Here is a 15,238-nt window from a genome sequence, read left to right as displayed (position 1 = left end):
CCCGGCCTCAGCGGGTCGGGACGTCTTCGACCCGAACCGGTTCGGGCTTCCAATGGTGTCGACGGACCTCCTCCGGCCACCGCAGGGTGACGCCGAGCCGGTCCCTGAGGAGTCGCTGGTAGTCGTCCAGGAGCGCGGGATCCTCGCGGATCGCGCGTGGCGGACGCCCGCGCTCGAGGGCGAACGAGGCGAGCGCACCGACCGCCTCACCGATCGCCCACTCCACCGGGTGCAGGCGGTAGCAACCGTTCGTGATGTGCGTCGAGCCGATGTTCTTGGCCGCCGGCAACAGGTTGTCCACACGCACGGGCAGGAGCGCTCCGAGCGGGATCTGGAACGGGTACGCCTCGATGTCGACATAGCTGCGTCCGGAGGTGCTCGGATGCAGGTCGATGCGGTAATGGCCGAGCCCGACGCTGTCGGCGAAGACCTCGCTGCCCACTCCCGCCCCCCGCGCCTCGACGCCGAGGTGCTGCTCGAGCACACGGAACTCGGTGACGGCCCGACGGGACTCCCGGATGTAGGGAGCCTTCGCGAAGCCGTCGTCGGTGCCGGTCACATCGCCCCGGAGTCGGAGGCCGCGGTACCCCGTCCCACCGTCCTCGCGAGGCGCCTCGGTCTGCATCCAGTAGAGGAAGGAGGCGGAGAGTTCCCGGCTGGCGGCGAGCGCGCGGGCGGCCGACGTCTCGTCGACCCCGACGATGGGCGCCTCCCAGTAGTCGATCTGCGGCCAGTTCACGATGGTGACGTCGGAGTCGATCGTCCCGTCGCGGAAGTTCTCGGCGGCGAGGACGCGTCGGAAGTGCCACAGGTCGAACGGCATCTCGGGCGTGGGCTGCAGTTGGAACAGTGGCCGGGTGTGCACGCGGAGACTGATCGGGTCGACGTCGGTCCAGGAGAGTTGCGGACCCGGCCAGAAGGGGTCGACGTGCGTCCGCCAATGCTCGTAGCGAGCCGGACGGTCGCCGACGTGGTCCTCGCCTGGGCGGTGTTCCAGCGCGAAGCACCAGGAGATCGCCTGCTGGTCGAGCGGGTCGGCCCGCTCCGGCGCGTGGAGCTCACCGGTGTCGTCCCGACCCTCCGCGCCCGTGACGTGCTCCACACCGCCGAGGTGGAGCAACTCGCCGAGTTCGGTCGCGTCGACGACGATGGGTGCGGAGAGCTCGCGCTCGACACCGTCGGTGCGGCGCACGGTCACGGAACGCACCTCGTCACCGTCGGTCTCGACGGCGACCGGTCGGTGCCGGAGGAGCACCTCGAGTCGACCGGAGGCCAGCCAGGGGGACAGTAGTTCCTCGATCACGGCCACGGCGACCCGAGGCTCGTGGCAGAGTCTGCTCACCACGCCCAGGCCGGGATCGAGGTCCGACCTGGCGGTCGCGCCGCTGGTGAGCGGATAGTTGCGGCGGTAGTACTCGCGAACCCGACGGCGGAACTCGGCGTATCCGGGGCCGGTCGCGCCGGTCTCGATCCACGCGTTCTCGTCCGGTGGGACGGCTTGGCTCGTGAGCTGCCCACCGAGCCAGTCCTGCTCCTCGGTCAGGACCACACGACGGCCCAGCCGCAGGGCGGTCAACGCCGCCGCGACCCCGCCGACCCCGCCTCCGACGACGAGCAGCTCGGCGTCGTACCGGGTCACCTGGCTCCTCCGTCCGCCGCCGCGCCGCCGTCACCGACGACCACGACCCTCGGCCGAGCGATCGTCTCTCCGATGACGACGGTGCACGCCACCAGCACGCTCTCGCGCGGTGCGTCCGGATCCTCGACCATCTCGATCAGCCGGTCCACGGCGATCCGCCCGATCTGCTTCCTGGGGATGCGGAGGTCGTCCCACCGCACGCCGCCGCCCGAGGTGTCCTCGAGGACGGCGACCGACACATCCTGCGGGATCGTCAGCCCGCGGGCGGCGAGCTCTCCGCGCAGACGCTCGGCGATCCGTTCACTCTCGACCACCGCGGCAGTCACCGACCCGTCGACGAAGCCAGCGATCACGGCCTCGGACAGCCCGCTCTCGTCGGAGACGAAACCCGGAGACGTGTCGCGGACGCCGAGTTCGCCGACCGCGTCACGGTACCCGGCCCGGCGGTCGTCGTATGGTTCGCCCTCGATGGATTCGCGGACGAAGGCGAAGGAGCGGTGGCCGTGGTCGTACAGACGTTGCACGATCTCCCGGGCGGCCCGCCGGTAGTCGGGGACGATGCAGGGGAACGGCGCCCCCAGCACCTCGCGTCGACCGATGTGCACGAACGGATACCCCTCGTGCCAGAGTCGGGCGAGTTCGTCGCGATCCGGCGACATGCCGAGCAGCACGCTGCCGTCGGCGATCGTCAGCCGGTTCGTCTCGTCGCGGTAGATCTTGCGGGCTCCCGCGCCGTCGCTCGTGGAGCTGAACAGCACAAGGTCGTGCCTCGTCTCCTCCGCACGTTCCTCGATCCCGAGGAGGAACTGGAAGTAGAAACTTTCGCGGGCGTTGGGGAACAGCGCCTCGAAGGTGTGCACCCCGAGGAGCTGCGTGCGCTTGCCGCGCAGATTCCGGGCGATCGGGTTCGGCACGTAGCCGAGGGTCGCGATGGCGTCCAGGATGCGCTTGCGCGTGTCCTCCGGGATCCGCGAATCCGTGTCTCCACTGATCACGCGGGAGACGGCCGACTGGGAGACGCCGGCCAGGGCGGCGACGTCGGACTGCCTCGCCGCGCGCTGGCGTGGATTGCTGGTGGTCATCGGGGGTCCTCCGTCAGTTTGCGCGTGATGCGTTCCGTCATGGTCGCCTGCGCGAGTTCGTCGGCGCGGCCTTCCTCGTGCAGCCAGCAGTCCGCCCAGCGACCGTCGGGGAGCTGGGCCCGTGGCGGCTGCGTGGAGCGACACCGTTCCATCGCGAACGGGCACCGCGGGTGGAACCGACAGCCAGAGGGCGGGTCGATGAGGCTCGGCGGCTCGCCGAGTTCGTCGGCCGACCCGAAGATGTCGTCGCGGTCCACGGCCGTGTCCCGATGCGGGTCAGGCGAGGATTCTACGAGCAGTTTCGTGTACGGGTGCTGCGGATTGGAGATGACCGCGTCCTTCGGTCCGGCCTCGACCATCTGCCCCGCGTACATCACCACGATGTCGTCGCAGAGGTAGCGGGCGCTCGCGATGTCATGTGTGATGTAGAGCAGAGCGAGACCGTCCTCACGGCGCAGGCGGTCCAACAGGTTGAGCATCTCGAGCCGGATGGACACGTCCAGCATGGAGATCGGTTCGTCCCCGAGGAGGACGCGGGGCTCGACCGCGAGAGCGCGCGCGATGACGACGCGCTGCCGCTGACCGCCAGAGAGCTCGTGGGGGAACTTGTCGAGGTAGTCGCTCGACGGGGTCAGGCTCACCCGCTCGAGCAGCGATGCCACGCGACGGTCGACCTCCGTGCGCCCCAGCCCGCGGTGGTGCAAGCGGATGGCGCGCTCCAGGTTGTGCCGCACGCGGTGCAGGGGGTTGAGCGAGCCGAACGGGTCTTGGAAGATGAGCTGGACCGCCTTGCGGTACGACTTCTGGACGCGCTTGGATCGGATCCCGTCCCCGGCGACGGGGACGCCGTCGAGTCGGATCACACCTGAGGTCGGCTCGGAGAAGCGGGCGAGGATGCGGGCGAGGGTCGTCTTCCCACTCCCGCTCTCGCCGACGACGGCGGTGATGCGGCCGGGCTCGAGCCGGATGCTCGCTCCTTCGACCGCGCGGACCACGGAGGAGTCTCCGACGCCGTTCGCCACCGCGAAGTGCTTCGAGACGTCCATGGCTTGGAGTACGGGTTCGGTCATCGGACGACCTCCTCGTCGTGGAGATGGCATGCGACCGATCGGTCGCCGTGGGTCAGGAGCGCCGGGAGCTCCGTCCGGCAGCGGTCCATGACCGCCGGGCAGCGCGGCGCGAAGGGGCACCCGCTGGGTAGGGCCCGGAGGTCCGGTGGGCTGCCGGGGATGCCCTCCAGCCGCTCGACCGGGGCGTGCAACGGCGGGAAGGAGTCCCGGAGCCCTTGCGCATACGGGTGGAGCGGCGTCCGGTAGAGCTCGGCCGCGGACGCGAGTTCGACGATCCGTCCGGCGTACATCACGGCGATGCGGTCCGCGAGCTCCAGGAGCAGGGAGAGGTCGTGCGTCACGAACACGACGGCGAACCCGAACTCGCGGCGCAGGCGCAGCACCTGCGCCAGGATCTGCCGCTGCATGACCACGTCGACGGCGGTCGTCGGCTCATCCATGACGACCAGTTCCGGCCGGCAGGCGAGGGCGAGCGCGATGGTGGCGCGCTGCCGCATACCTCCCGACAGCTCGTGGGGGTAGCTCCGCGCCCGGTCCGCCGAGATCCCGACGAGGCCGAGCAGGCGTCTCGTCTCATCCCAGGCCGCGGCACGACTCAGGGAACGGTCGTGGACCCGCAGCACGTCGACGAACTGCGCGCCGACCCGCATGACCGGATTGAGGGCGTCCATTGCGCTCTGGAGCACGATCGACAGACTCGTCCAGCGGAGCGCCCGGAGCGAGCGCGGGGCGAGTTGGACGAGGTCGATGCCAGGAGCCCCCGACTGCGGGTGGAACACCACGCGGCCGCTCGTCGTCACGGCGGGTGGCCGCTGCAGTCGGGTGAGCGCTGTGATGAGCGTCGATTTCCCGGAGCCCGACTCGCCGACGACGCCGAGGATCTCGCCGCGTCGGAGTTGGAACGTCACGTCGGTGCAGGCCCGGACGGGCGCGCCGGCACCCGCGTACTCGACGCACAGGCCCTCGACGTCGAGGACGGTGTCGGACGGCGCCGCGGCGCGTGGATCGTCGCTCCGCCTGGTCTCGGTGATCGTCATGTCAGACCCCCTCGGTCGCGAGTGCGGCGCGGCGGACGGCCGCGGTGCGTTTGGCCACGCGGCGGGACGCCGAGCGGAGTTTCGGATTGGCGAGCTCGTCGACGCCGAAGTTGATGAGCGCTGCGGCCGTGCCGACGAGGGCGATGCAGAGGCCGGGTGGGACGAACCACCACCAGAGTCCACGGAGTACCGCGCTCTGCTGCTGGGCGGCCTGGATCATCGTGCCCCAGCTGATCGCGGAGGAGTCCGAGACCCCGAGGAAGGCGAGGCCGGCTTCGGCCATGACGGCGCCGATGAGCCCGCCGAGGAACATCGAGGCGATCCAGCCGTACAGGTGCGGCATGACCTCGCTGAAGACGAGTCTGCGGTTCGACTCACCGAGCATCCGCATGGCCTGCACGAAGTCGCGACTACTCACGCTCATGGCCTGGGCACGCAGGGTCCGGGCACCGCCGGCCCAGCCGAAAACGCCGATGATGCACGCGATCATGACGAGTCCCGTGCCCTGGAGGTAGCCGGCCAGGACGAAGATGAGCGGCAGTACCGGCATCACGAGGAACAGGTTGGTGAGGAAGTTCAGCAGGTTGCCGGTCGTGCCGCCGAAGTACCCGGCCGGCACGCCGACGAGGACCGCGATGGTGGTTCCGATGATGGCCCCGAGGAATCCGACGAACATCGAGCCGCGCGCACCCTCGATGACCTGGGCGAGCACGTCCTGACCGAACTGCGTGGTCCCGAGCGGGTGGGCGGCGCTCGGCGGTGCGGAGATCGCGGAGATGTCGTTGGCCCGCGCGTCGAGCCCCAGCACACTGGCGGTGAACCAGGGGCCGAGGAGCGCGAGCAGCACGAAGAAGCCGAGCACGATCACGCCGAACAGTACCTTGCCGTTGCCGAAGAGGTTGAGTTTCATGGTTCAGCTCTCCTTCCGTACCCGCGGGTCGAGCCACACGTACACGGAGTCCGCGATGAGGTTCGCGAGTAGCACCGTGAGCGTGACGAGGAGGAAGACGCCCTGCATGACGGGGTAGTCGCGTTTCTGCAGAGCGGAGAAGAGGAGGTAGCCGATCCCCGGGTAGCTGAAGACGATCTCCGTGAGGAGGGCGCCACCGACCACGCCGCCGAGGGCCATCGCGAAGCCGGTGAACTGCGGGAGCATCGCGTTGCGGGCCGCATAGCGCCACCGGACCCGCGCGGGGGAGAGGCCCTTGGCCTGGGCGAGGAGCACGTAGTCCTCGCCGACGGTCGTGACGGTCATGTTGCGCATTCCGAGCATCCAGCCTCCGAACGCGGAGAAGACGATGGTGGCGGCGGGGAGCGCCCCGTACTGCAACACGCTCAAGATGAAGCCCGGCTCGAAGGAGATCGCGAGGTTCGGGTCGTAGCCGCCGGCCAACGGGAACCACCCGAGCACGAACCCGAAGGCCCACAGAGCGAGCAGGGCGACCCAGAAGTACGGCACGGAGGAGAGGAAGGTCGTCAGCGGGGTGACGATCGCGTCGAACCGCGTCCCGGCCCGCCAGCCGGCAGCCACACCGATCGCCGTGCCGATGAGGAAGGCGGCGATCGTCGTGGTGCCGACGAGGAGCAACGTCCATGGCAGCCCGGCGGCGACGAGGTCGGCGACCGGGACCGGGAAGTTGACGATCGACACACCGAGGTCGAACCGGGCCAGTTGGCCGAGGTACGTCAGGTACTGCTCGAACAGGTTGTCGTCCGGATTGCCGAAGAGCCCCTGGACGGAGACGAGGGTCGCCGGCGGGAGCGACTGACCGCTCACCCGTTCGAGCTGGTCGATGATGGCGGCCGACGGGTCGCCCGGCATCAGGCGCGGGATCACGAAGTTGAGCGTGATGGCGGACCAGGCCGCCACGACGTAGAAGCCGAGTCTCCGGAGCAGGAACGCGCCGCTCTTCCGTCCCCGTCGCCGACGCGCTCGGACGTCGACACCGCCGGAGCTCGCCGCGGCGGGTGCCACCGCCCCCGTGGTCGCCGTCATGCTGTCGGCTCGAGCGAGAGCAGCGTCAGCACGGTGTCGGGACCGAGGCTCGGGAAGGGGACCGCGGTGAAGGACTCGGGTGTCGGCCAGCCGCTCCAGTTCGAAGCGTTCACATCGACGAACCAGTAGGAGTTGTACAGCGGGGTGAACGGGACCTCGTCGACGACGATCCGCTGCATCTCCAGGGCGAGGGCTTTCATCGTCGCTTCGTCCGACGCCTCGGTCATGCCTGTCAGGATCCGGTCCGTGTCCGGATCCGACCAGCGTCCGATGTTCGTCGCGGCCGAGGTGCCGATGGGCTCGACGTAGCGGCTGTCGAGGAAGCTGTAGACGCCGTAGACCCCGGCTCCACCGGTCGTGGCGATGGTGAGGTCGAACTCGCCGGTCTTCTGCTGGTCGTACAGCGTCGCGCCGGGCGCGCCGGCCGGTGCGACGGTGATCCCGAGCACCTGCTTCCAGCTGTTGATCATGATGTCCGCGTACGCGTTCCACCCGAAGTCCTGGTTGAACGACAGTCGCGGAGTGTAGTTCTGACCGTCCTTGACGAGCGCGCCGTCCACGACCTCGTACCCACTCGCATCGAGTGCCGCCCTGGCCGCCGCGGCGTCCACCTCCTGGACCACGCCGCGGTACTCCGGAGCGATCCAGTCCTCGTAGATCTGGTCGACGAGTCCGGTGGGACCAGCCTCCGTGCCGGGGCGGTTCAAGGTCGCGGTGATGTCGGACCGGGGGATCGACAGGGCGAGTGCCTTGCGCAGCTCGGCACTGTCGAAGGGTGCCTGCGCGGTGTTGTACATCATCGAGTAGGCACCGCCGGTGGCGTAGAGCTGGTAGAGATTCGTCTCAGGGTTCTTCGCGACGAACTCCTCCTCGGCGCCCGGCCACCCCGTCGGGGCCCAGTCCACGTCGCCCCGCAGCAGCTGCGCCTTCACGGTCTCGCCGTTGGTCGCGAGGATCTTGAAGGTGCTCATCGGCATCTCGCCGCCCCAGTAGTCGCTGCGGGCTTTGAGCGTGACCTGTTGCGCGGCGAAGGCGTCGAGGGTGAACGGTCCGGTGCCGACCGGGTCGGGGTTGGTCCAGGTGGTGAGGTCCTGTTCCTCCCAGATGTGCTTCGGCACCATGGGGAGCGAGCTCGACGCGAACTGGTTGAGTGCGGCGAAGGAGGGGGAGTCGAAGGTGACGGCGACGGTGTGTTCGTCGACCTCCTGCACGGCGATGTAGGTCACCCCGGCGAGGTTCAGTTCCGGCTTCTCGAGGGGGAGGGACAGGGAGTACGCGGCGTCTTCAGCGTCGAACGGGTCTCCGTCGGAGAACGTGACGTCGTCGCGCAGCGCGATCGTGAGCGTCGTGCCGGCCTCGTCGAAGTCGAGCGATTCCGCGAGCCAGGGCTTCACGAGGGCCCCGTCGCTGTAGTCGACCCGCGCGAGGGGCTCGTAGATGAGTTCCGCGTTCGGTGCCTTCTCCGTCGCCGGTCCGAGCACGTTGTAGTTGCGGACGTACGTCGTCCCGCCGTCGGACTTGCCGTAGACGATGGTGTCGGTGCGGCTGGAGGTCGACGCTCCCGGAGAGGTGCAGGCACTGACGGTGACGGTCAGGGCGAGCGCTGCGACGATGCCGATCGTGCGCGAGCTGAAGGTCATTCCTGTCTCCTTTGACTGGATGCACCGCCGGCTGCGGAAGGACCTACTCATACGTATGACCGGCGAGGCAACAATGATCACTTGGTTGCTACTACGTATGAGCACCACGGTAACGGTCCCGTTGAAGGCGTGTCAAGCACCCGTCCGCCATCCACGCCGGCACAGAGCGGGAGCGCACACCCCGCTCCAGGTCGTCGCGGGTTACGGCAGCGGCGTCGCCGTGTTCCTCTGCCACCTGCCGATCCTCGCCGCCTTGGCGGGGTAGACCCGTCGCTCGTATCGTCCGGGGGCGGAGCTGCCCCTCACCTGAGCTGTGCGGCCGCGTCGCGGAGACAGGCGATGAACGCGTCGTGGACCGGGCTGTCGTCCGTCCGTTCCTGGCGAGCGGCCAGCAGGCGTGTCGTCGGCGACCCGGCGAGCGGCACGACGACGATCGACGGCGGCACCAGCTGCCGCACCGACTCGGGCAGGATCGTCGTACCCACGCCGGCCGCGACGAACCCGAGGGCGGTCTCCTGATGGACGACCTCCTCGACCACCTGCGTCCGACTCGACGTGCCGAGGACCTCCGCGACGCGGTCCACGAATCCCGGCATGAGCGCCCGCGGGTAGGAGATCATCGGGACCTCCAAGAGCTCCTCCGCGGTGACCTCCGGTCGCCCTGCCAACGGGTGACCGACCGGGAGGCATGCCACGAGACGCTCCTCGAAGACGACCTCGGTCGTGAGCGCGGGGGAGCTGTCGGACGGCGCCTGCGGGACCTCGTCACGGACGATCCCGACGTCGAGCGTGCCGTCGCGGAGCCGGTCGAACTGCTCTCCTGAGGTCAACGGCACCAGGCGCAGCGTCACCCCGGGGCGGCTCGCCCGGAACAGCTGCACGACGCCGGGGAGGACCGTGTAGTTGGCCGAACTCACGAACCCTGCGGTGAGCTCCCCGGCGAGACCGTCCACGAAGTCGCGCATCTCGCCCCGGACCGTGTCGAGCTCCTCGACGATGTGTCGCGCCCGCGCCTGGAGGTGTCGTCCAGCGGGGGTCAGCGCCACCCGCCTCGTCGAACGGTCGAACAGCGCGGTGCCGACCTCCTGCTCGAGTCGTGCGACCTGGACGCTCAGCGGTGGCTGCGACATGTGCAGCCGTCGGGCGGCACGACCGAAATGGAGCTCCTCGGCGACGGCGAGGAAGTAGCGCAGCTGGCGGAGCTCCATCCCATCGACGATACGACTCTCGTATTACCGCGCTGTTTCGTCCAGATTGCGAGCGAAACGCTCTCAATCGAGGGTCGAATCGGTATTTGACCAGGACGATCGCGAGCGTGTTCGCTGAGGACCACACACCCCGACCTGGAGGACCACCCGTGACCGCAGACGCTTCCCCGAACACCCGGATCGACATGCTCTACCTGAGCGAACCGGAGGTCATCGCCGCCGGCATGAAGGACATGGCCCACTGTATGGAGGTCATGGAGGAGGTGTTGGTGCTCGTCGCGAAGGGTGACTACCGGATGGCCGGTCCGACCGCCAACTCGCACGGAGCACCGATCGGGTTCCCCGCCACCTCACCGTTTCCCGGCATGCCGCTCGACGCCGCCGACCGCCGGTTCATGGCGATGCCCGCCTACCTCGGCGGACGCTTCGACACCGCCGGCGTCAAATGGTACGGGTCGAACGTCGACAATCGCGAGCGAGGCCTCCCGCGCTCCATCCACCTCATCGTGCTCAACGACAAGGACACCGGCGCGCCCTACGCGATCATGTCCGGCAACCTCGAGAGCGCCTACCGCACCGCTGCCGTGCCTGGAGCCGCCGCGAAGCTCCTGGCACCGGTGGACGCGAAGTCACTCGGCATCATCGGGCCCGGCGCCATGAACAAGAGCGCTCTGCACGCCATGACCACCGCCCGTCCCTCGCTCGACACCATCCGTATCCACGGGCGCCGACGGTCGACGTCCGAGGCGTTCGCCGACTACGTCCGCGCGCACTACCCGCAGTTCACGACGATCGAGATCGCCGAGACGGTCGAGGCCGCCGTGCGTGACTCGGACATCGTCTCCGAAGCCGTCACCGGCCTGGTCGGCTCGGAGAACTACCCGTTCATCGACGGCGACTGGATCAAGCCGGGCGCCTTCCTGAGCTTGCCCGCGAACCTGCGCATGGACAAGGAGTACACCCTCTCCGGCAAGGCGCGCCTCATCGCGGACGCGAAGAAGATCTACGAGGCATGGGCCGAGGAGTACCCTGCGCCGTCGCACGAGACCGCGTTCGGCATGATCGGCCTCTACTGGCAGGACCTCATCGGGACCGGTGAGCTGGACGAGTCCCGCGTGGTCAACATCGGAGACGTCTTCGACGGCAACGCCGTCGGGCGCGAGTTCCCCGAGCAGCCGGTCCTCTTCAGCGTCGGTGGGATGGGCGTCGAGGACGTCGCGTGGGCGAAGACGATCTACGAGAACGCCGTCGAGCAGGGGATCGGCACGAAGCTCAACCTCTGGGACGCCCCGGACCTGGCCTGACCGCCGACCGGCACCGACACCTGTTCCACCCGAACCCGACGCCGTGGCCGCCCGGCCGCTGTGCACCTCGAACGATGGAGTGATTTGTGGACGCTGGAAACGTCGCCTGGATCCTGACGAGCTCGGCGCTCGTCGCCCTCATGATCCCGGCCCTGGCTCTGTTCTACGGCGGGATGGTCTCGTCCCGCCGCATCCTCAACATGATGATCATGTGCTTCGGCGGGGCCAGCCTCGTCGCGTTGCTCTGGGTTGCCTTCGGCTACTCGCTCGTCTTCGGTGACTCCGTCGGCGGGCTCGGACTCATCGGGAACCCGTTCGAGTTCGCGGGGCTCGACCAGGCACTCGCCGACGACCCCGATGCCGGCATTCCCCTCGCACTCTTCGCGGCGTTCCAACTGCTGTTCGCGGGGGTGACGACGGCACTCGTCGCGGGTGCCGCCGCCGGCCGCATGAAGTACGGCGCCTGGTTGTTGTTCGCCGGGCTCTGGGCGACGCTCGTGTACTTCCCGGTCGCGCACTGGGTGTTCGCCTTCTCGAACGACACGGCGGCCGGTGGATGGATCGCGAACACCCTCGGTGCCGTCGACTTCGCCGGTGGGACGGCCGTGCACATGAACGCCGGAGTCGCGGCGCTCGCACTGGCCCTGGTGCTCGGCAAGAGCAAGGACTGGGGTGGCAAACTCCGCCCGCACAACCGCCCGCTCGTCCTCGTCGGCGCCGGGTTGCTCTGGATCGGTTGGTACGGCTTCAACGCCGGCTCGGCGCTGGCAGCCGGCAACGCGGCGAGCGTCGTGTTCCTCAACACCACCGTCGCGGCCTGTGCCGGCCTCATCGGCTGGTCCATCGTCGATCGACTCCGCCACGGAGCGGTCACGAGCCTCGGCAGCGCATCGGGGATCATCGCCGCCCTCGTGGCGATCACCCCCGCCTGCGGCGCCGTCTCGCCCATCGGTGCGATCATCATCGGGGCCATCGCGGGCGTCGTCTGCTGCCTCGCCATCGAGTGGAAGTTCCGGCTCGGGTTCGACGACTCCCTCGACGTCGTCGGGGTCCACCTCGTCGGGGGCATCATCGGGACGCTCCTCATCGGGGTGTTCGCGACGGATGCGGCTCCGAACGGACGCTCCGGTCTGCTCTACGGCGGCGGGTTCGAACTGCTCGGCGTGCAGACGATCGCGACCGTCGCGGTCCTCGCCTACTCGTTCATCGTCACCTGGGTGATCGCGAAGCTGATCCAGATCACCATCGGTCTGCGGATCCCCGAGGAGCACGAGGTCGCCGGGATCGACGAGCACGCCCACGCCGAGCGCGCCTACGAGGACGAAGACCTGGAAGCACGCGCATGACGAGTGTCATCGTCGTCGGAGCCGGGCTCGCCGGTGCTGCGGCGGCCTGGCGCCTCGCCCAGGCCGGGCACGACGTCACCGTCCTCGAGCGGAGTCGTCCGGCCAACGAGTGGGGATCGTCCCACGGATCGGCCCGGATCTTCCGCTACGCCTACCCGGAGGCGTCCTACACCCGTCTCGTCCTCGCGGCGGCATCAGGGTGGGACGAGCTCGGCCTGGAGCACGGGCGTCCACTGATCACGCGGACGGGTGCGCTCGACTTCGGGACGACCCGTCGCCCGGAGCACCTCGCGTCGGTGCTGGCCGAGCACGGCATCGATCACGAGCTGCTCTCCCGAGACGAGGCCAGTGCCCGTTGGGACATCGGCTTCGACACGCCCACCCTGTGGCATCCGGGAGCCGGCGTGATCGACGCGGAGCAGTCGGTGATGGCGATGCTCGAGTCCGCCGTCCGCGCCGGGGCCACGGTCCTGAACGACTTGCCGGTCGAGCGGGTCGAGCGGACTGCCACCGGGTACCGGGTGCTCGGGTATGGGGGGAGGGCGTTCGATGCGGAGCAGGTGGTGGTCGCAGCCGGGGGTTGGCTTCCGGACCTGCTCGGCGACCTCGCGCTGCCGGGAGGGTTCCTCGACGCGTTCCCGGCCCTCGAGGTCCGTCAGGAGCAGGCGTACCACTTCCCGTATCGGGACCGGATCGGCGTCGACGCGGAAGACCCGGCGCGATCCGGATCGGTGTGGCCCACCTTCATCCACAAGTCCGAGCGGATGCAGGTCTACGGGCTCCCCGGCGGGCGCGACGCCGAGTGGCGTGGACAGAAGGTCGCCGAGTACAACGGCGGCAGGCGCATCCCCTCGGCCGCGGATCATGACGGCGTCGTCGACGACGCGAACCGCCGACGGGTCGTCGCCTACGTCCGAGACTTCCTCCCGAGCCTCGTCCCGGAACCGTATGCGGAGACGACCTGCCTGTTCACGAACACCCCGACGGAGGACTTCGTCATCGACCGGGTCGACGGGATCACGGTCCTGGCGCCCTGCTCCGGCCACGGTGCCAAGTTCGCCCCGCTCATCGGCGAGTACGCCCTCGCGCTGGTCGAGGGTCGAGACGCCGTGCCGGCGATGTTCCGGCCGAGCCTGGCAGCGGTCCGGTGACCCGCGACACCGTGGTCTCCCTCCTGGACGAGATCGCGGGGATCGGTCGGGATGCGCGTCGGGGAGGCTACTCGCGGCCCGTCTACTCCACGGCCGAACTCGAGCTGCGGGAGTGGTTCGTCGGTCAGGCCGGGCGCCGTGGCCTCGACGTGGACGTCGACGGGAACGGGGTCATCCGCGCCTGGTGGCATGTGCCGTCACGTTCGACGGCGGGTGCGGTGGTCACCGGGAGCCATCTCGACTCGGTCCCCGGCGGTGGCGCCTACGACGGACCACTCGGGGTCGCATCGGCGTTGGTCGCGATCGATCACCTACGCTCGCGTGGCTTCGAGCCGGCCAAGCCGATCGTCGTCGCGGTCTTCCCGGAGGAGGAAGGCTCGCGCTTCGGCGTCGCTTGCCTCGGCTCGCGGCTCCTCACCGGTGCGATCAGTCCGGAGCGGGCGCTGGCCCTGCGCGACGTGGAGGGCGACACGTTCGCCGAGGTCCTCGCACGCAATGGTGTCGACCCACGGGGTGTCGGCCCGGATCCGGGCGGGCTCGGAGCGATCGACGCGTTCGTCGAGCTCCACGTCGAGCAGGGGAGGGCGCTGGTCGACCTCGATCGCCCGGTCGCGATCGGCTCGAACGTCCTGGGCCATGGACGGTGGCGGGCGTCGATCCGCGGTGAAGGGAACCATGCGGGGACGACGCTCATGCAGGATCGACGGGACCCGCTCGTCGCGGCTGCGCGGATGATCACCGAGATCCGCACGATCGGACGGGCCACGCCGGACGCTCGGGCGACCGTCGGCCGGGTGCTCCCGTTGCCGGGAGGCACGAACGTGATCGCATCGAGCGTGGACTTCTGGATCGACGTCCGTCATCCCGACGACGTCGTGACCGCCGCGATCGTGGCGGCGATCACCGAACGCTTGTCGCTCGTCGCAGCGGAGGAGGGATGCGTGGCCGCGATCACCGAGGAGTCGTTCAGCGCCACGACCGACTTCGACCCGTTCCTCCGCGGGCGCCTCGAAACGATGCTGCCGGAGGCGCCCGTGCTCGGCACCGGCGCGGGGCACGACGCCGGAGTGCTCGCGTCCCACGCACCGTCCGCGATGCTCTTCGTCCGGAACCCGACCGGTGTCTCCCATTCGCCGGAGGAGTACGCCGAAGACGCCGACGCGGAGGCCGGTGCGGTGGCGCTTGCGGACGTCCTGGAGGGACTGGCGGTCGGCGTCGGGATCGCCTGATGGCCGACAAGCCGAGGGACGTCAGTAGTGGAGTTCGTGGACGACGGCGTGCCCCTTGCCCCGGCTGATCAACCAACGGTTGACCGGTGTGGTGACGACGAAGGCCAGGGCGAGAGCGGCGACCAGGGAGCTCCAGAAGAGGCCGCTGGTGAGGCCGGCGTCCATCGCTCCGGGGATGGCGAGCATCGCGGTGTTGTCGATGATCTCCATGACCGCGATCGATACGGTGTCCGCGGCCAGCGCGACACCGATGGCGGCGCGCCAGGACAGGCCCGCGCGGAGCACGCCGCGCATCGTGAGCGCGTAACCGAAGACGAACGCCAGTGCGATCGAGAGCACCACGGTCCCGAGATTGTGCAGTCCGAGGCCGGTGCCGATCACCATGCCCAGCACCTCGCCGATGGCACAACCGGTGAGGCAGTGGAGGGTGGCGGTGGCGGCCATCCGCCAGGAGGTCGCATTGTCGGATGCGTGGCCGTGGCCGTGGCCGTGGTGGGTGTGGTCGCTCATGAGCACTCCTCGGGTTCGTCCTTCAG

At 69.3% G+C, this 15,238-nt stretch carries 13 protein-coding genes; 4 read left to right on the top strand and 9 right to left on the bottom strand.

What is annotated here, in order from left to right:
• Window positions 1-7 precede the first annotated feature (7 nt).
• The 8 genes from QRN44_RS10690 to QRN44_RS10655 all read right to left on the bottom strand — a co-directional run bounded on the left by QRN44_RS10690 (window position 8) and on the right by QRN44_RS10655 (window position 9,672).
• Entirely contained in the window at window positions 8-1,639 is a 1,632-nt protein-coding gene (locus tag QRN44_RS10690; RefSeq protein WP_285039119.1) for an FAD-dependent oxidoreductase, read from the bottom strand.
• Entirely contained in the window at window positions 1,636-2,721 is a 1,086-nt protein-coding gene (locus tag QRN44_RS10685; protein ID WP_285039118.1) for a LacI family DNA-binding transcriptional regulator, read from the bottom strand. Before QRN44_RS10685 ends, QRN44_RS10690 begins: the two co-directional genes overlap by 4 nt.
• Complete coding sequence (locus QRN44_RS10680) at window positions 2,718-3,791, bottom strand: ABC transporter ATP-binding protein (RefSeq protein WP_285039117.1); 1,074 nt, start codon at window positions 3,789-3,791, stop codon at window positions 2,718-2,720. Before QRN44_RS10680 ends, QRN44_RS10685 begins: the two co-directional genes overlap by 4 nt.
• On the bottom strand, window positions 3,788-4,828 hold the full coding sequence (locus QRN44_RS10675) for an ABC transporter ATP-binding protein (RefSeq protein ID WP_285039116.1): 1,041 nt from the start codon (window positions 4,826-4,828) through the stop codon (window positions 3,788-3,790). Before QRN44_RS10675 ends, QRN44_RS10680 begins: the two co-directional genes overlap by 4 nt.
• Window position 4,829: 1 nt before the next feature.
• On the bottom strand, window positions 4,830-5,738 hold the full coding sequence (locus QRN44_RS10670) for an ABC transporter permease (RefSeq protein WP_121290863.1): 909 nt from the start codon (window positions 5,736-5,738) through the stop codon (window positions 4,830-4,832).
• 3 nt (window positions 5,739-5,741) lie between these two features.
• Window positions 5,742-6,824: an ABC transporter permease gene (locus tag QRN44_RS10665; protein ID WP_285039115.1), complete on the bottom strand. Its 1,083-nt coding sequence runs from the start codon at window positions 6,822-6,824 to the stop codon at window positions 5,742-5,744.
• Entirely contained in the window at window positions 6,821-8,464 is a 1,644-nt protein-coding gene (locus QRN44_RS10660; RefSeq protein ID WP_285039114.1) for an ABC transporter substrate-binding protein, read from the bottom strand. The genes QRN44_RS10665 and QRN44_RS10660 overlap by 4 nt, the downstream gene beginning before the upstream one ends.
• Before the next feature lie 302 nt (window positions 8,465-8,766).
• Window positions 8,767-9,672 carry a LysR family transcriptional regulator gene (locus tag QRN44_RS10655; RefSeq protein ID WP_285039113.1) on the bottom strand — a complete coding sequence of 302 codons (906 nt, stop codon included), beginning with the start codon at window positions 9,670-9,672 and terminating at the stop codon, window positions 8,767-8,769.
• 149 nt (window positions 9,673-9,821) lie between these two features.
• On the opposite strand from QRN44_RS10655, the gene QRN44_RS10650 reads away from it, so the two are divergent.
• From QRN44_RS10650 to QRN44_RS10635, 4 genes are all read left to right on the top strand, one after another.
• Window positions 9,822-10,976: a tyramine oxidase subunit B gene (locus tag QRN44_RS10650; protein ID WP_241160877.1), complete on the top strand. Its 1,155-nt coding sequence runs from the start codon at window positions 9,822-9,824 to the stop codon at window positions 10,974-10,976.
• Window positions 10,977-11,062: 86 nt separating this feature from the next.
• Window positions 11,063-12,322 (top strand): ammonium transporter, encoded by a 1,260-nt coding sequence (locus tag QRN44_RS10645; RefSeq protein WP_175115916.1) that lies wholly within the window; start codon window positions 11,063-11,065, stop codon window positions 12,320-12,322.
• Window positions 12,319-13,473 carry an FAD-dependent oxidoreductase gene (locus tag QRN44_RS10640; protein ID WP_121290854.1) on the top strand — a complete coding sequence of 385 codons (1,155 nt, stop codon included), beginning with the start codon at window positions 12,319-12,321 and terminating at the stop codon, window positions 13,471-13,473. The genes QRN44_RS10645 and QRN44_RS10640 overlap by 4 nt, the downstream gene beginning before the upstream one ends.
• On the top strand, window positions 13,470-14,702 hold the full coding sequence (locus QRN44_RS10635; protein WP_175115915.1) for an allantoate amidohydrolase: 1,233 nt from the start codon (window positions 13,470-13,472) through the stop codon (window positions 14,700-14,702). The genes QRN44_RS10640 and QRN44_RS10635 overlap by 4 nt, the downstream gene beginning before the upstream one ends.
• Window positions 14,703-14,723: 21 nt before the next feature.
• Here the strand turns inward: QRN44_RS10635 and QRN44_RS10630 are convergent, their stop codons facing one another.
• Window positions 14,724-15,212, bottom strand: a complete 489-nt coding sequence (locus QRN44_RS10630; RefSeq protein WP_285039112.1) for a DUF4396 domain-containing protein — start codon at window positions 15,210-15,212, stop codon at window positions 14,724-14,726.
• Window positions 15,213-15,238 lie beyond the last annotated feature (26 nt).

The sequence above is a fragment of the Plantibacter sp. lyk4-40-MEA-4 genome, from assembly GCF_030209415.1.
In the GTDB taxonomy this organism is placed as follows: domain Bacteria; phylum Actinomycetota; class Actinomycetes; order Actinomycetales; family Microbacteriaceae; genus Plantibacter; species Plantibacter flavus_A.
This window is presented reverse-complemented; position numbering and strand designations above follow the sequence as displayed.

Excerpts from the sequence above, each read along its gene's own strand:
- QRN44_RS10660 (WP_285039114.1), bottom strand. The coding sequence starts at position 8,464 with ATGACCTTCAGCTCGCGCACGATCGGCATCGTCGCAGCGCTCGCCCTG.
- QRN44_RS10675 (WP_285039116.1), bottom strand. The coding sequence starts at position 4,828 with ATGACGATCACCGAGACCAGGCGGAGCGACGATCCACGCGCCGCGGCG.
- QRN44_RS10685 (WP_285039118.1), bottom strand. The coding sequence starts at position 2,721 with ATGACCACCAGCAATCCACGCCAGCGCGCGGCGAGGCAGTCCGACGTC.
- QRN44_RS10630 (WP_285039112.1), bottom strand. The coding sequence starts at position 15,212 with ATGAGCGACCACACCCACCACGGCCACGGCCACGGCCACGCATCCGAC.
- QRN44_RS10640 (WP_121290854.1), top strand. The coding sequence starts at position 12,319 with ATGACGAGTGTCATCGTCGTCGGAGCCGGGCTCGCCGGTGCTGCGGCG.
- QRN44_RS10665 (WP_285039115.1), bottom strand. The coding sequence starts at position 6,824 with ATGACGGCGACCACGGGGGCGGTGGCACCCGCCGCGGCGAGCTCCGGC.
- QRN44_RS10670 (WP_121290863.1), bottom strand. The coding sequence starts at position 5,738 with ATGAAACTCAACCTCTTCGGCAACGGCAAGGTACTGTTCGGCGTGATC.
- QRN44_RS10680 (WP_285039117.1), bottom strand. The coding sequence starts at position 3,791 with ATGACCGAACCCGTACTCCAAGCCATGGACGTCTCGAAGCACTTCGCG.
- QRN44_RS10655 (WP_285039113.1), bottom strand. The coding sequence starts at position 9,672 with ATGGAGCTCCGCCAGCTGCGCTACTTCCTCGCCGTCGCCGAGGAGCTC.